The sequence below is a fragment of the Acidovorax facilis genome, from assembly GCF_023913775.1.
Classification (GTDB): Bacteria; Pseudomonadota; Gammaproteobacteria; order Burkholderiales; family Burkholderiaceae_C; genus Acidovorax; species Acidovorax facilis.
The window spans coordinates 1-13,939 of record NZ_JAMXAX010000055.1; the positions used below are offsets into that span (position 1 = coordinate 1).

The window sequence follows — 13,939 nt, forward strand, 5'->3', positions numbered from 1 at the left end:
GGCCCTGGTGCGGGCGCCGTGCCTGGGGCTGGCGTGGGAGTGGGAGTGGGAGTGGGAGTAGGTGCCTCGTTGGCGTCCCCGCCGCCACAGGCCGCCGCAAACAGGGCGGCCGCCAGGGCCGTGAGCCGCGCCATGCGGACGGGGTGCAAGGTGCTGAAGGTGTTCATGGACGCCATTTTTTTGAATGAAATTGGGCTCTAGTGCTTATCTGATAAGCGCTAGCAGCTATTGTTTTTGATGTGATCTGTCCGGCGCGGTGGTCTCGGCTTCCGGGATCACCGTCAACCGCAGTGCATCTCCCTCCAGCGTGTAGGCGAAGGTGTAGCGGCCCGGCTCCAGGGTGGCGCGACCTTGTGGGAAGGAGGTGTCGGTCACGTCGGTGAGCTGGCGCTGGGCCAGCTGGATGCGGGTCTTGCGGTAGTGCGCCAGCGTGGCCGGAACGGCGTGCCACCGGCTGGTCTGGCCGGGCCGCAAGGGGCCCAGGTCCACATGGCTGCGGGTGCGCGGCAGGCCTTGCCAGACATGCTCGAACACCTCCTGGCTGTTGTTGCGCACGCGCAGCCACACCGTGGGGTGGTCCTGCGCGTGGGCCAGTCCGGGTGCCAGCACAGGCAGCAGCCGCAGGAGTGTGCGACGCATCATTCCGAATCCTTCAGGCTTTGCAGGTCCCTGCTCAGGTCGCACACCCGCGCGCGTCGGCGTTCCAGCGCGGCACCGGCGATGTTGAGCGCGGCCGATGTGCCCTGGTCGGCATGCAGCATGGCGTCCCACTGGCCCTGCGCGGTGTCGAACGCCAGCCATGCGCGCTGCGCCGCACGCAGGGCGTCACGCCGGGTCGGGCCAGCGGCCTTGAGGGCCTGGGCGTAGACGCGGTTGAGCTCCTTGTCCCACGCGGCGTAGGCGGCCGACTGCGCGTCACGCAGGTCCACCGTCACGCCACCGCTGCGTTCGGCGGCCGCAGCCAGGGCCTTGTCGATGGGGTGGGCAGAGGTCTGGCCGCAGAAGTGTTCGGCGGCGTGGGCTGTGTGTGTCCCGGCGGCCAGCAGGGTGAGTGCGGCCAGCAGCGCAAGGGTGGTGTTGTACAAGGGCTGGTGCAGGGGATGTTGCATGGGAGGCCTTCTTTCTGGCGTTCTTCTCTTTTCAGGGGGAGTGCAGGAAGCTCATGCGCCCACCCACAGGAGCGCTGCCAGGGTGGACAGCAGCGCCAGCACGGTGAAAGCGACTACCGCGCCACCGCTGGCCGCTGCCACGCTGACCGCGGTGGACCAGCAGCGCGCCTGGCCCCAGTGGGCAAGGTGGCGAGCAAGCCCCAGCGCGGCGAGCCAGCCCAGCACCAGCAGCACGGCCAGGGCGCCCAGCAGCTTTCCGCCCTGGGTGGAGTTCATCCCGTTGCTGCCGAGCAGTGCCGTAAACATGAAAAACAGCGCGGGCAGCAGATTGGCAGCGCCCGCCAGGAGCATGGTGAGGGTCGTGGCTGACATGTGGTGGGCCTGCGGCTTACTCCGTGACGGCGTAGCTCAGCACATCCAGCGACTGCGTGTCCTTGGGGTTCCACGACAGGCCCGCCGCACGCGCGATGACGGTGTAGGTCTTGCCCTGCTCCAGCTTGCCGCCGGGTTGCAAGACTTCGGTGCGAGGGTCCACGTAGAGCATGGTGGTCAGCCCCTCGGCGCTGCGCAGCAGCACGGCCTGCTTGCCGTTTTTGACCTTGGCATCATTGACCCAGGCGGCCTTGTTGCCAGCGGGCGGATTCAGGTTTTCCACAGTGCCCGACAGGCGCACGATCTTGCGCCAGACCTTGCTGTCCTTTGGACTGGTGACCTTGCCGTTTTCTGCGGCATCGGCCCTCTGAATGTCGCCCAGCGACTGGTAGGCGATGGTCCAGTCGGCGTGGCTGGTATCGCGGCGCAGGTGGTCGGCTGCGAGCATCAGGTTTTCGGTCCAGTTGCCGCAGGCGCTCTTTTTCTTGCACAGCGCCCAGGCCGTGTTCATCCAGCGCTTGAGCTGCTCCGTCTTGTCGTGGCTGCCCATCTCCAGCGCGACGCCCGATCCCAGCACGGCGGCGGCCTGGTTCTGCTCAGGTGCCACCACCAGCACGGCACCGTTGCCCACATCGAGCTTGCCCACGCGCAGCTGGCGCATCATGGCGTGGGCGTATTCCTCGGCGGTCTTGCCGCCCAGGTCCTTCACCAGCAGGGTGACGATCTCCACGCCCGTCTTCTGCGCATGGTCGTACATCTGCTTTTCAAACTGCGCACGGATGGCCGGGTCCAGGATGCCGAACTCGTCGTAGATGAACTGTGTGCCCTTGGACGGGATGGCGGCAGCGTCCACCTTGGGCAGGGTTTCGGCCGCGGCGGCCAGGGCTGGGGCGGGCGTCTTGGCCGAGGGCACCGCGGGTGCTGCCGTGGGCGCCGGGGCCTTGGCGACCGTGGTGGCGGGTGCCGGGGCGGGTGATGCGGCAGCGGGTGCCGGTGCAGCGGGGGCAGCCGCTGCGGTGCGCACCGGCAATCCGCCCGAGCACTGCGGCCCACCGCCTTGCAGCTCGCAGGCTTCCTTCCAGCCAGATTCGATGGCGGCCAGGCGTTTCTTGCGGCCCGGGTGGGTTTCGCCGTCCTTCTCGGGGATCAGCGTGGCAATGGCGCGCTGGGCGTCGGCCAGCGGTGCTCCCATCTTGTAGAGCACAAAGCCGCTGAACTTGTCGGACTCCAGCTCGATGGGCGGCTGGCTGCCGCCGGGCACGATGGTGTGGCCCGACAGGTGGTGCCCGATCTCGTGGGCCATGATGCTCACAGGCGCCCAGTTGTTGGATTTGGTGGCCTGGATCACCTCGCCCATGAAGCCGGGGTTGTAGGCGATCACACGGCGCGGGATCTTGTCCGGCCCCGCCATGATCACCGCCGCCGCATTGGGCACCTTGCCCTCCACCACCACAAAGTTGGCCGGCAGGCCGGTGTATTTCATGATCTCGGCCACCACCTGCTTGCCGGTGGCGCCGCCCTTGGACAGGTCGGGCGGCGAGAACGCCAGCGGGCTGCCGTCGTACGAACACGCCTGCAGGGTAGCCGCCAGTTCGGCGGCCAGCTGGGCCTTGCTGGGCTTTCCGCCCGCGGCGGTTTTCTGGGCCAGAGCCAGACCCGTGCCGGCCAGGCCCATCAGTGCCGCGCAGGCGAAGACGACGGGACGAACATTGCTGTGTTTCATGGGGAGGGGTTCCTTGGGTTGGGATCAGTGAATGCGGTGGCCGGTTGCGCTGCGTGTTGCGCGCAGCCGTCGAAACTGGCGTACCCCAAGCCAGGGCGGCCAAGCAACGGCCGCCCTGCAGTGAGGGCCGCGTCCCCTTGCCCGCATTGCGTGGCAATGCGAAAGCGGGGGGGAAGGCGCCGAAGGCGACTCAGGGGGGTGTCTCATGCTGTCACGAGGGCCGCCACGCGCAGCACGCGCTGGGCCAGTTCGGCCTGGCCGCGTGTGCCGGTCTTGGCGTACAGGCTGGCCAGCTGGGAGCGCACGGTGGGCATCTTCACGTGCCGGTTGTCGGCCATTTCGCGCGGCGTCATGCCCTGCAGCAGCAGGGGCAGCAGGGCGGCTTCGGCGGGGGTCAGGCCATAGAGCGCGCTGCACACCGACACCGTGGCGCCCGCGTGCGGCGGCGCCTCGGGCACCAGGATGAACTGGGCCAGCGGTTCGGCGGCGGGCCCCGGGCCATTGCGCAGCGGCGCGGCCAGGGCCACCAGCGTTCCCGGCGCCGGGTCCTGCTGTGTCTGCAGCCGGGCCGAGACGGGCGAGCGTGTGCTCAGGCTGGCGGTGAGCAGTGGCGTCAGCCCGGGGTGGATCTGCGCCAGCTGCAGGGGCTGGCGCGCCTGCCAGCCCGTGGCGTTGCGCAGCAGGATGCGGCATTCATCCTCCACCCCCAGCCAGGCGCGGGCATGTTCGTTCAGGTAACGCACCTCGCCACGCTGGTTCGCATGCATCAGCCCCAGCGGCAACTGGTCCAGCGTGCGCTCCAGCGCACTGCTGTGGCGGCGGGCCTGCTGCAGGCGGCGCTGGGCACGCATGAGGCTGCGCACCCAGGGCGTCACGGCGCGCAGCCGGGAAAATTGTTCGGGGGTGAACTCGCTCTGGCCCAGGTCGTTGTACATCGCCAGCACGTGCATTCCCACCTCGGGCGAGGCCTCCACGATGCTGTTGACCATGGAATCGATACCCAGGGGCTTGAGGTAGTCGGCATAAAACGCGCCACGGCGCAGGGCTGGGGTGCTGACGAGCTGCTGGCTCAGCGAACCGCCGCGTGCCAGCGCCTCACCCTGCTGGCGCACGAGCGCCTCGCTCCACGCATCGCTGCCCTGGATCAGGTTCGCATAGCGCGCCAGAAAATCATCGGGCATGCCCCATTGGTAGGCGGCCAGCGGGTCGTCCGAGCCGGGCAGGGGGCAAAACAGCACCACCTTGTGGCTGCCCAGCGATTCGCCCACGCGGTGCAGCAGGCGCTCCACCATGCCGGGCTCGCCCAGGGCCTCCAGGCTTTCGGCCATCAGGGTCTCGAAACCCGGTATTCCCACAGGCTGCGGGTTCCGCTCTTCACCGCTCAATGGGGGCTCCTCATCAGGTTGAATTAACTGCGCCGGATGGTAGGGTCGACGCCTGCGCCGCAACATCATTCAGGTGAAGGATGTGGCTGCGGCCCGACAGGTTTTCATGAACTTGTTCACGCTTTTCACGCGCCCATTTGCCACAGCACGAGTTCGACCACTGCGCGGGCATAGAGCTGGGTGGCCTGCCACTTGAGCGCCGCGAACAGCGCACCGACCAGCAGCAGCCGCCAGCCATCGCGCCGCCAATCCAGCACCAAAAACTGCCGCAGCGCCACCATGAGCATCAGCGTCTGCAGCGCCGTCATGTACCAGGGAGACCAGGCCTTGTGCCACCTGAACAGCTCGGGCGACGACGCCAGCACCAGCGGCAGCTGGTTGACCATCTGCAGCGCAATGAACACCGCCTGGCAATACAGTGCCAGGGTCAGCAGCTCGGCCACGTTGTAGCCCCACCGGCGGAAGACCATCCACATGCTGGCAAACGCCGCCACCGCGCCCAGCGAGAACGACCACTTGGAGTAGCCCGTGACCAGAGCGACCATGCGCTGCGCCTCTTCGCTGGGTAGCTCGGGCCGCAAGTAGTCGGTGTGGCCCAGCACGATCAGCAGGAAGCCGATGGCCAGGCACAGCAGGGTCAGCGGGTGGGGGTGGTCCTTGCGCTGGCCCAGCACGTATTCGCGTGCGGTGGTGCCGGGCTGGGGCAGCACGCGCAGTGCGTTGCGGAGGGTGTTCCATTCAAACCAGCGAAAACGCTCCCACGCTTCCTTGCGCACGGTGCTGCCGCCCATGCGCGCGGCCTTCTTCTGCCCGCACTGCGCGCAAAACGGGCCAGAGAGCGCCGCGCCGCAGTTCAGGCAGGCTTGGGTGTCGAACAGCGCGTCGCTGACGGTGGTGGGAGTGGGCTGGGGCGGACGGGGAATCACAAGGAAGGAACGGCGCAGGCCGGGCTGGGGTGGGCTGCGGATCGTAGGCTGTGGCCCGGCAGCCGCCATCGTTCACATGAACGACGATGAGCGACGGCGCTGCGTGGATTTGCTATGTTTTGTGTAGCTGTTGGCGCTTGATGGATAAGCGCTAGCACCCAAAAATCCTTAAAGCTTCTTGCGACGCAGTGCCCCCATGCCCAGCGTGGCCGCCACGAGCGACAGCAGGATCAGCGCCCATTCACCCAGGGTGGGCACGGCGGTGGCGCCGACGGGGGGAACGTTGGGCGCGTTCACCGTGAAGTCGCAGGTGGCCGTGGGTGGGTTGGCGGGCCGGGGGCCCACCTGGTACAGCCAGGTGTTGGGGCGGGCCGGGTCATCGACCATGCGGACGTTGCCGCCGCAGTTGCCGCGGACCGTGCTGCCCACGGGGAGTGGCGGCGAAACGGCGCAGACCTGTTGGGGGCCGGGCACCGGGAAATCGGTGCAGGTAATGGTGAACGCGCCGGGCGGGTTGCTGATGGTGTTGATGGTGGCCCACTGGGCCTGGGCGCTTCCTGCGGCTAGGCAGGCGCTGACGGACACGGAGCGGAACAGGGCAACGCGGAAAATGCGGCGGCGGAGTTTCATGGGTGCGAGGCTTGGAAAAAAATGGACCATGCCGCCCGCTGGCGCGAGCGGCGACACGCAGGGACTGTAGAAAGCCCCGGCGCCCTTGCCCATCCGCTACCTGGAGGAGCCTCGCTCGCTATGTTCTCATTCGGGTAGATGATGACGGCAGCCAGGGGCGGCTCCTACGATCCGCCGCTTTCTATGAAACACATGGCCTGTGCGAAGCCGGGTGCCTGCGTCCGGCCCGCCTGCCTGCCTTTTGCAAAAGGTAACGGGCAGGGGGCAAACGCTGGGGCAGCATTCCGGCGGGCGCAGGCTCTGCATAAAGGGAATGGGTTTGCATCCTGCTTTTTGCGATCTGCTGGCATCGGTGTCGGACGGCACCCGGTTTGGCGACACGCTGGCCCGCTACGCCGCCAGCTTTCGCGCGGACCTGCTCGGCGGCGCCTTCCTGGCCAGCGATCTGGACCAGCTGGCGCAGTGGGGCGCGGAGTTTGCCGCGCACCCCGAGGTGGACTACTGGCTGCAATCGCCATCGAGCGACGGCGCGCCCGCGCTGCTGGCGATGGGCGTGACACCCGAGGCGGCGCAGCGCTATGCCACGCACTTTCGCCTGCAAGATCCGCTGTGGGACGACGCCATGGCGCAGCGTGCGCGCACGGACCCGTCGGGCACCTGGGTGGCCACGGACGCGCCCGTGCACGCCACGCGCGGCTTTCGCCGCAGCGAGATCTACAGCGACTTCCTGCGCGAGTACGGCATCGGCACCCGCATGTTTGGCGGCAGCCAGGGCGCGTCGCACCCGGTGGGCAATTTGTTCATGTCGGTGTACCGCCAGGGGGACGACGAGGGCTTCACACCGGAGGAGGTCGCGCGTTTTCGCGCAGAGTTTGGCGGCGTGCAGCGCGCGGCCTTTCTGCACCGCGAGATGGTGGCGCTGCGTGCGCGTACCCAGGGCCTGGAGTCGCTGATGGAGCAGATGCCCATGGGCCTGCTGTTCTTTGACGCCGCCGGCCGCCTGCTGCACGCCAATGCACTCGCCCGGCTGCTGAGCGCCCGGCCCGAAAGCGTCGCCCTGCGCACGCTGCTGCGCAGCCCGGTGCTGGCCAGCACGGCCGATGCCGCACTGCGGGCGCTGTTCCAGCAATCGCTGCAGGGCCGCAGCGGCTGTGTGGAGCTGCCCGGCACAGCGGGTGGGCTGCTGCTGGTGACGCTGCCCCTGAGCGATCTGGCTGCGCTGGGCCTGTGCCACCGCGCGCCGGGCGTCGCCTGGGTGGTGCTGGAGCGCAGCCTGTGCAGCGAGGCCGCCGTCGCCCTGGCCCGCCAGGCCTACCGCCTGAGCCCGTCCGAGGCCGACCTGCTGCTGGCGCTGATGCGCGGCCAGACCCCGCAGGATTTTGCGGACGCACGCGGCTCGCGCATCTCGACCGTGCGCACGCAGATGAGCGCGCTGCTGGCCAAGACGCGCACCCAGCGCCAGCAGGATCTGGTGGCGCTGGTGGCCCGGCTGATGCTGCTGGCACCGGGCAACGTGGCACTGCAGGGGATTGCGGTGGTGTGACGGCCCTTCGCAAAGGGGGCGTGCGAGCGGTCCACTCCCGAGGCAGCCAGGGGCTACACGGCGCGGGGCAGGTGCCCCATACAATCTTTCCGTGACCAGCAAGCGCCGAGCCCTTTTCCTGCTGATTGCCATGGTCTGGCAGGCGCTGGCGTGGCTGTCGCCTGTACACGTTGACCACCAGAAGGAGGTCATCGCTCACATGGTGGTGCATGCGCAGGAGGTGGGGCACCACCACCATGCCGACCAGACCCTGCACCTGGAAGCTGATGGCAGCGAGCCGCCCCATCAGCATGCGCACCAGGCGGTGCAATTGCCTGGTTTGCTGCCGGCAATGGCTCTTGTTGCCAGCGATCCCGTCCCCTCAGTGTTGGTGCCCCACGCGGTTCCGGGGCACGCATCGGTCTTTTTAGACAGCCCCTTGCGTCCTCCGCAGCGCAGCACTTTTTGGGCCTGACGGGCCTGCGCGGCGGTTGCCGAGGACCGTCGCTGTGCTGGTGTTCCTCCAGCGATCCCTGCCTTTTTGTTTCCTTGCTTTTTCTTTCCTGCTTGCTGGCTACGCCAGAGGCGGCGTAGCGGCGCTCTGGATGCAGTTCCGAAGGAGCTGGTCTGCCACTGCGTCGCACCACGCAAGCTTGTCTTCACCCGCACACAGGGCTCTTGAACCATGACCCGAATGATTTCCCATCGCCTGGTGGCATTGCTGCTGGGTTTTGTCCCGCTGCTGGGCTTTGCGCACGGTATTTCCGAGGAGGACCGCCAGCGCATGCTCGATGGCGGCTACCTGCAGTACGTCGGCCTGGGCGCCAGCCACATGCTGACGGGCTACGACCACCTGCTGTTTCTGTTGGGGGTGGTATTTTTCCTGACCACGTTCAAGGAGGTGGCCAAGTTCGTGACGGTCTTCACCGTGGGCCACTGCATCACACTGGTGTTTGCCACGTACTTCCAGATCACCTGGAACTACTACCTGGTCGATGCCATCATTGCTGCAAGCGTGATCTACAAGGGTTTTGACAACAACGGCGGATTTCAGCGGGTGTTTGACATGCAGTCGCCGAACCTTTTGGGCGCTGTGTTCATTTTCGGATTGATGCATGGCTTTGGCCTGTCCACCCGGTTGCAGCAGTTGCCGCTGGGTGACGATCCGACCGCAATGCTGGGGCGCATCCTGAGCTTCAATGTGGGGGTGGAACTGGGCCAGGTCGCGGCGCTGGCTGTGATGGTGGCACTGCTGGCCGCCTGGCGGCATAGGCCCTCCTTCAAGCGCTTTAGCCATGCTGCCAATCTGGCGCTGATCTATGCCGGTGTCTATCTGCTGTTCACGCAGCTGCACGGCTACCAACACGACACGGCGCCGGACAGTTTTCGCTTTCCCACCCAAGAACACCGCCATGTCCATGAGGACATGAATATCGAAAACACCCAGGATGACAGCCGAAACACCCTTCGGTGAATCTGCGCCTTTTTCTTTTTTCCCGTTTAGTTTTTACCTCCAAGTCTTCAAGGACCTCATCATGAAAAAGTCTCTCATCGCCACCATCGTCTTGTCTGCTGCTGCCTGGGCGCCTGCCGCCTACGCTGACAAGGGCAGCAGTTGCCACTTCCACGGGGCCAAGGCTGCGGCCGAGTCCGTGGTGAGGGGTTGCGCCGACCAGCGCAAACAGGCGCTGGTCACGGCGGGCAAGCTGGACGCCTCGTGGTCTGCGGTCAAGCCCGAGAGTGTGGAAGCCGTCGAGGGAAAAAAGGGCAAGGAGTGGAAGTTGACCTTCAAGAACCCGGCGGTGGTGGACCCCAGCAAACAGACGCTGTACATGTTCTACAGCCTGCCGGGAAATTTCATTGCCGCAAATTTCACGGGCCAATAAGCCATGTGGCGCGGTCTGGCGTCCCCTGCGCAGCGGGGCGGATTGCTTGCGTTGCTGGCTGCTGCCCTGTTCGGCCTGAGCACGCCACTGGTGCAGGGCTTTGGTGCTGGCGTGGGGCCGTTCACCACGGCAGCGCTGCTCTATGGTGGCGCTGCACTGGTGGCTGCGGTGATGCGCCAACCTGCCACGCGCGAGGCCCAGCTGCGCCGTGGAGACCTGCCGCGCCTGGTGGCCATGGCCAGCATGGGCGCTGCGGTGGGGCCGGTAGCGCTGGCGTGGGGCCTGCAGCGCACCAGCGGGTCCAGCGCGTCACTGATGCTGACGCTGGAGGCTGTGTTCACGGCCCTGCTGGCATGGCGCTGGTACGGTGAAACGCTGGACAGGCGCGTCATCGTTGCCGTGGCGCTCTTGCTGGTAGGCGGCGTCGTGCTGGTGCTGGAACAAGGTCTGGTCGGCCAGGTTCAACTGCTCGGGCTGTTGGCCGTGACCGTGGCCACCGTGGCATGGGGTGTCGACAACACCCTGTCGAAGGGGGTTGCGGACCGCGATCCTGGCCAGGTGGTCCTGGTCAAGGCGGTGCTGGGCACGCTCGCGACAGTGCTGATGGGATGGCTATGGAACGAGCCGGTGCCGGGTCTGGGTCCGGCGCTGGCCTTGTTGGCCGTGGGTGCCACGGGCTACGGCCTGAGCTTGCGCTTTTACCTGCTTGCGCAACGGGCGTTCGGGGCGGCTCGCACAGGTTCTGTCTTCGCTTTCGCTCCGTTCATTGGTGCCTTGGGTGCTTTCGCGCTCGGCGACCGCTCTGGATCGTGGTTGATGGGGGTGGGCGGTCTGTTGATGGTCTGTGGTGTGGTGCTGCATCTAGCGGAGCGGCACGAACATGCGCATGTGCATGAGGCCCTGGAGCACGAGCATGCACACACCCATGACGACGGTCACCACACGCACACCCATGACGTGATGCCCTCTGGCTCGCACAGCCATTGGCACCATCACGCTCCAGTAGAGCACACCCATCCCCACGTGCCCGATGCGCACCATGGGCATTCGCACTGACTTCACTGAACAGGGATTCATGTTGCACTGCACGCATAATGCGCGCACGCGGCCTGGCGCCCCGGAAAGAGCGTGAACGCCTTTCGGGGGCCGGGCCAACGACCCTTCCGCCAGACAGGAGACAACCAGCCATGGCCCAGAACGTGCTCGCCGTGTACCCCGGAACCTTTGACCCCATCACGCTGGGCCATGAAGACGTTGTGCGCAGGGCCACCCAGTTGTTCGAACGCGTGATCGTGGCCGTGGCTGCGGGCCACCACAAGAAGACGCTGTTCACCCTGGAAGAACGCATCGACATGGTCCGCGAGGCGGTCAAGAACTACCCGCAAGTGCAGGTCGAAGCCTTCTCGGGCCTGCTGCGCGATTTTGTCGTGGAGCGTGGCGGCAAGGCCATGGTGCGTGGCCTGCGCGCCGTGACCGACTTTGACTACGAGTTCCAGCTGGCGGGCATGAACCGCAGCCTGATGCCGCAGGTGGAAACCGTGTTCCTCACCCCCAGCGACAAGTACCAGTTCATCAGCAGCACCTTTGTGCGCGAGATTGCCGTGCTGGGCGGCGAGGTGACCAAGTTTGTGTCGCCCTCGGTGGAGCAGCGGCTGGCCGAGAAGGTGCGCACGCTCACGCCGCCCTGATTTTTGGAAAAAACAGCCTCTGGCGCTTATCTGGTAAGCGTGAAAAGCTATATAAATAGTAGCAAACTCTCTGTGGCGGCAGTGGTCACGCCACGGCCTCCAAGCGGCGCGCCACCTCCGCCGCCTCTGCCCGCAGGGCCTCCAGCATGGGCGCCACCTCGGGCAGCGGTGGGCGGTACAGCGGCAGTACGGTCGCCACGCTGAACGGGATCGACAACGCGAGCCGCCGCACCACCAGCCGACCATTGGCTGCGGCGGTCAGGGCCGTCAGCGGGTTGACGATGGCCAGCCCCAGGCCGTGCTCCACCATCGCGCACACGGCGGCCGCGCTGTGGGTTTCCATGCGCAGCGTGCGTGGCACGGCGGCTTCGGCAAAGCGCGCGTCAATGATGCGGCGATAGGGGTCGTCGGCCGACAGGCTCACAAAGGGCTGGTCGGCAAAGTCCGCCAGCTGCAGCACGGGTTGGCGGGCCAGGGCGTGGCTTGCGGGCAGCACGGCCACTTCGTCCAGGGTGAGCAGCACCTCGGCGCGGGTGCCGGGCGGGGCGGCGGTTTGCTCGCACAGGCCCAGGTCAAAACGCTGGGCACTCATCCATTCTTCGAGCAGCGGCGAATCCTGCGGCGTGACCGACAGGCGCGCGTGGGGCTGCCCCTGCATCAGCCGCGCCGCCGCGCCGGGCAGCAGCGCGTGCGCCAGCGCGGGCAGGCACAGTACTGCCAGTTGCACGGCGTCGGGCCGGCCCAGCGCCACGGCGCGGTCCACCACGCGCTCCAGCCCCTGCCACGAGCGCTGTACCTCGTCCCACAGCGCCAGCGCCCGCGCGTTGGCGCGCAGGCGGCCCTGTATGCGCTCGAACAGCGCATAGCCCAATAACGATTCAAGCCGGGCCAGCTCGCGGCTCACCGTGGGCTGCGAGCTGTGCAGCAGGTCGGCGGCGCCGGTGGCGCTGCCAGCGGTCATCACGGCGCGGAACACCTCGATGTGCCGGTGGGTGATGCGGTGGGCCAGTGCGGGGTCGGTCATGGGCAAAGCATATCTATATTGAATAGAGGGTGTAAATCAAAGAATTCGACCAAATACCTTGGAAAGGGCATCATCCGCGCTTCCATTCAGTCATGACTTACGCAAAACAGGGTTCAGGCAAGCGGTTCACCCCAGGGCGAGGCGGTTGTTGCATCCCGATTTGCGTAAGTCCTATCAGTCTTTGTGCCTTCGGAGTCCCCATGTCCAACCCCTTCTCGCCCGCCCAGCTGTGGTCCCTGGCCGACCAGTTCGGCACCCCCTTGTGGGTGTATGACGCGGCCACCATCCGCCAGCGCATTGCGCAGGTGTCCAATTTCGAGACCATCCGGTTCGCGCAGAAGGCCTGCTCCAACATCCACATCCTGAAGCTCATGCGCGAGCAGGGCGTGAAGGTGGATGCGGTCTCGCGCGGCGAGATCCTGCGTGCGCTGGCGGCCGGCTACACGGCCGGCGGAGAGCCGTCGGAGATCGTCTTTACCGCCGACCTGTTCGACGCCGCCACGCTCGACTGCGTGGTGGAACACGGCGTGCCCGTCAACGCTGGCTCGATCGACATGCTGCACCAGCTGGGCGCGCGTTCGCCGGGCCATGCGGTGTGGCTGCGCATCAACCCCGGCTTTGGCCATGGCCACAGCAACAAGACCAACACGGGTGGCGAGCACAGCAAGCACGGCATCTGGCACACCGACCTGCCTGCGGCGCTGGCGGCGATCCAGCAGCACGGTCTGAAGCTGGTGGGCCTGCACATGCACATCGGCTCGGGCGTGGACTACAGCCACTTGCAGGAGGTGTGTGGTGCGATGGTCAACCTGGTGCGCACGGCGCATGCGGCCGGGCATGACCTGCACGCCATCTCGGCCGGTGGCGGCCTGTCCATCCCCTACCGCAGTGGCGACCCGGTGGTCGATACGCAGCATTACCACGGCCTGTGGGACGCCGCGCGCCAGCAGGCCGAAGCCATCGTGGGCCACAAGCTCGGGCTGGAGATTGAGCCCGGCCGCTATCTGGTGGCTGAATCCGGCGTGCTGCTGGGCCAGGTGCGCGCCACCAAGAACGCGGGCAACAACCACTTCGTGCTGGTCGATACCGGCTTCAACGAACTCATGCGCCCATCGATGTACGGCAGCTACCACGCCATGAGCGTGCTGCGCCGCGATGGCTCCACGGCGGCAGAGCAACCCACGGTGGTGGCAGGCCCGTTGTGCGAATCGGGCGACGTGTTCACCCAGGGCGACGGCGGCGTGGTGCTGCCACGGGACCTGCCCGCCGCCCAGGTGGGCGATCTGCTGGTGATCCACGACACCGGGGCCTATGGCGCATCGATGTCCTCCAACTACAACACGCGTCCACTGATTGCCGAGGTGCTCGTTGACGGTGGCAAGGCGCGCCTGATCCGCCGCCGTCAGACGGTGGACGAACTGCTGGCGCTGGAACTAGGGTTTTGATCGTGCTGTGGGGCGGGTGCCGCTCCCACAGCCGGTAGGCGCGCGCCTACGGCCACGCGCCGTGCTGGCGCACACGGGCGGGAAAAGGAGGGCCATACAGTGAAATCACTTATCCCCTTCAACCCTTTTCAGGAGATCACTATGCCCATCATTGCCTGGCTGCTCGGCGTCCCACTGTCCGTTGTTCTGTTGCTCATGCTGTTCGGCGTGTTCTGATCCTGCCCCGCAA

General features: G+C 66.6%; 15 protein-coding genes. 7 read left to right on the forward strand and 8 right to left on the reverse strand.

What is annotated here, in order from left to right; translation table 11 throughout:
- Window positions 1-225: 225 nt before the first annotated feature.
- The 7 genes from NFX52_RS15905 to NFX52_RS15935 form a co-directional block, all read right to left on the reverse strand.
- Window positions 226-639: a hypothetical protein gene (locus NFX52_RS15905; RefSeq protein ID WP_156358623.1), complete on the reverse strand. Its 414-nt coding sequence runs from the start codon at window positions 637-639 to the stop codon at window positions 226-228.
- Complete coding sequence (locus NFX52_RS15910; RefSeq protein ID WP_055395533.1) at window positions 639-1,109, reverse strand: lysozyme inhibitor LprI family protein; 471 nt, start codon at window positions 1,107-1,109, stop codon at window positions 639-641. The genes NFX52_RS15905 and NFX52_RS15910 overlap by 1 nt, the downstream gene beginning before the upstream one ends.
- A gap of 51 nt (window positions 1,110-1,160) precedes the next feature.
- Complete coding sequence (locus NFX52_RS15915) at window positions 1,161-1,481, reverse strand: hypothetical protein (RefSeq protein ID WP_055395531.1); 321 nt, start codon at window positions 1,479-1,481, stop codon at window positions 1,161-1,163.
- Window positions 1,482-1,497: 16 nt separating this feature from the next.
- The gene (locus NFX52_RS15920) at window positions 1,498-3,204 is read right to left on the reverse strand and encodes a TPM domain-containing protein (RefSeq protein WP_207402019.1); all 1,707 of its coding nucleotides are present in this window, start codon (window positions 3,202-3,204) and stop codon (window positions 1,498-1,500) included.
- A gap of 203 nt (window positions 3,205-3,407) precedes the next feature.
- Window positions 3,408-4,532: a helix-turn-helix transcriptional regulator gene (locus NFX52_RS15925; protein WP_207402020.1), complete on the reverse strand. Its 1,125-nt coding sequence runs from the start codon at window positions 4,530-4,532 to the stop codon at window positions 3,408-3,410.
- Between the two features lie 182 nt (window positions 4,533-4,714).
- On the reverse strand, window positions 4,715-5,515 hold the full coding sequence (locus NFX52_RS15930) for a DUF3667 domain-containing protein (RefSeq protein WP_252635724.1): 801 nt from the start codon (window positions 5,513-5,515) through the stop codon (window positions 4,715-4,717).
- A 168-nt stretch (window positions 5,516-5,683) separates the two neighbouring features.
- Complete coding sequence (locus tag NFX52_RS15935; RefSeq protein WP_162239749.1) at window positions 5,684-6,145, reverse strand: IPTL-CTERM sorting domain-containing protein; 462 nt, start codon at window positions 6,143-6,145, stop codon at window positions 5,684-5,686.
- Between the two features lie 319 nt (window positions 6,146-6,464).
- Between NFX52_RS15935 and NFX52_RS15940 the strand changes: the two genes are divergently transcribed.
- The 6 genes from NFX52_RS15940 to coaD all read left to right on the forward strand — a co-directional run bounded on the left by NFX52_RS15940 (window position 6,465) and on the right by coaD (window position 11,241).
- Window positions 6,465-7,688: a helix-turn-helix transcriptional regulator gene (locus NFX52_RS15940; RefSeq protein ID WP_435301292.1), complete on the forward strand. Its 1,224-nt coding sequence runs from the start codon at window positions 6,465-6,467 to the stop codon at window positions 7,686-7,688.
- A gap of 91 nt (window positions 7,689-7,779) precedes the next feature.
- Entirely contained in the window at window positions 7,780-8,142 is a 363-nt protein-coding gene (locus tag NFX52_RS15945) for a hypothetical protein (protein WP_055395520.1), read from the forward strand.
- A 219-nt stretch (window positions 8,143-8,361) separates the two neighbouring features.
- Entirely contained in the window at window positions 8,362-9,141 is a 780-nt protein-coding gene (locus tag NFX52_RS15950; RefSeq protein WP_252635726.1) for a HupE/UreJ family protein, read from the forward strand.
- Window positions 9,142-9,202: 61 nt separating this feature from the next.
- Window positions 9,203-9,553: a DUF6488 family protein gene (locus NFX52_RS15955; RefSeq protein WP_055395538.1), complete on the forward strand. Its 351-nt coding sequence runs from the start codon at window positions 9,203-9,205 to the stop codon at window positions 9,551-9,553.
- A 3-nt stretch (window positions 9,554-9,556) separates the two neighbouring features.
- On the forward strand, window positions 9,557-10,609 hold the full coding sequence (locus tag NFX52_RS15960; RefSeq protein WP_055395516.1) for a DMT family transporter: 1,053 nt from the start codon (window positions 9,557-9,559) through the stop codon (window positions 10,607-10,609).
- 131 nt (window positions 10,610-10,740) lie between these two features.
- On the forward strand, window positions 10,741-11,241 hold the full coding sequence (coaD, locus tag NFX52_RS15965; RefSeq protein ID WP_055395514.1) for a pantetheine-phosphate adenylyltransferase: 501 nt from the start codon (window positions 10,741-10,743) through the stop codon (window positions 11,239-11,241).
- An 85-nt stretch (window positions 11,242-11,326) separates the two neighbouring features.
- Here coaD and NFX52_RS15970 read toward each other — a convergent pair whose 3' ends face one another.
- Window positions 11,327-12,265, reverse strand: a complete 939-nt coding sequence (locus NFX52_RS15970) for a LysR family transcriptional regulator (RefSeq protein ID WP_055395512.1) — start codon at window positions 12,263-12,265, stop codon at window positions 11,327-11,329.
- 200 nt (window positions 12,266-12,465) lie between these two features.
- Between NFX52_RS15970 and lysA the strand changes: the two genes are divergently transcribed.
- The gene (gene lysA, locus NFX52_RS15975; RefSeq protein WP_055395510.1) at window positions 12,466-13,710 is read left to right on the forward strand and encodes a diaminopimelate decarboxylase; all 1,245 of its coding nucleotides are present in this window, start codon (window positions 12,466-12,468) and stop codon (window positions 13,708-13,710) included.
- Window positions 13,711-13,939 lie beyond the last annotated feature (229 nt).

Excerpts from the sequence above, each read along its gene's own strand:
- NFX52_RS15905 (WP_156358623.1), bottom strand. The coding sequence starts at position 639 with ATGCGTCGCACACTCCTGCGGCTGCTGCCTGTGCTGGCACCCGGACTG.
- NFX52_RS15910 (WP_055395533.1), bottom strand. The coding sequence starts at position 1,109 with ATGCAACATCCCCTGCACCAGCCCTTGTACAACACCACCCTTGCGCTG.
- NFX52_RS15915 (WP_055395531.1), bottom strand. The coding sequence starts at position 1,481 with ATGTCAGCCACGACCCTCACCATGCTCCTGGCGGGCGCTGCCAATCTG.
- NFX52_RS15920 (WP_207402019.1), bottom strand. The coding sequence starts at position 3,204 with ATGAAACACAGCAATGTTCGTCCCGTCGTCTTCGCCTGCGCGGCACTG.
- NFX52_RS15925 (WP_207402020.1), bottom strand. The coding sequence starts at position 4,532 with ATGGCCGAAAGCCTGGAGGCCCTGGGCGAGCCCGGCATGGTGGAGCGC.
- NFX52_RS15935 (WP_162239749.1), bottom strand. The coding sequence starts at position 6,145 with ATGAAACTCCGCCGCCGCATTTTCCGCGTTGCCCTGTTCCGCTCCGTG.
- NFX52_RS15950 (WP_252635726.1), top strand. The coding sequence starts at position 8,362 with ATGATTTCCCATCGCCTGGTGGCATTGCTGCTGGGTTTTGTCCCGCTG.
- NFX52_RS15955 (WP_055395538.1), top strand. The coding sequence starts at position 9,203 with ATGAAAAAGTCTCTCATCGCCACCATCGTCTTGTCTGCTGCTGCCTGG.
- NFX52_RS15960 (WP_055395516.1), top strand. The coding sequence starts at position 9,557 with ATGTGGCGCGGTCTGGCGTCCCCTGCGCAGCGGGGCGGATTGCTTGCG.
- coaD (WP_055395514.1), top strand. The coding sequence starts at position 10,741 with ATGGCCCAGAACGTGCTCGCCGTGTACCCCGGAACCTTTGACCCCATC.
- NFX52_RS15970 (WP_055395512.1), bottom strand. The coding sequence starts at position 12,265 with ATGACCGACCCCGCACTGGCCCACCGCATCACCCACCGGCACATCGAG.
- lysA (WP_055395510.1), top strand. The coding sequence starts at position 12,466 with ATGTCCAACCCCTTCTCGCCCGCCCAGCTGTGGTCCCTGGCCGACCAG.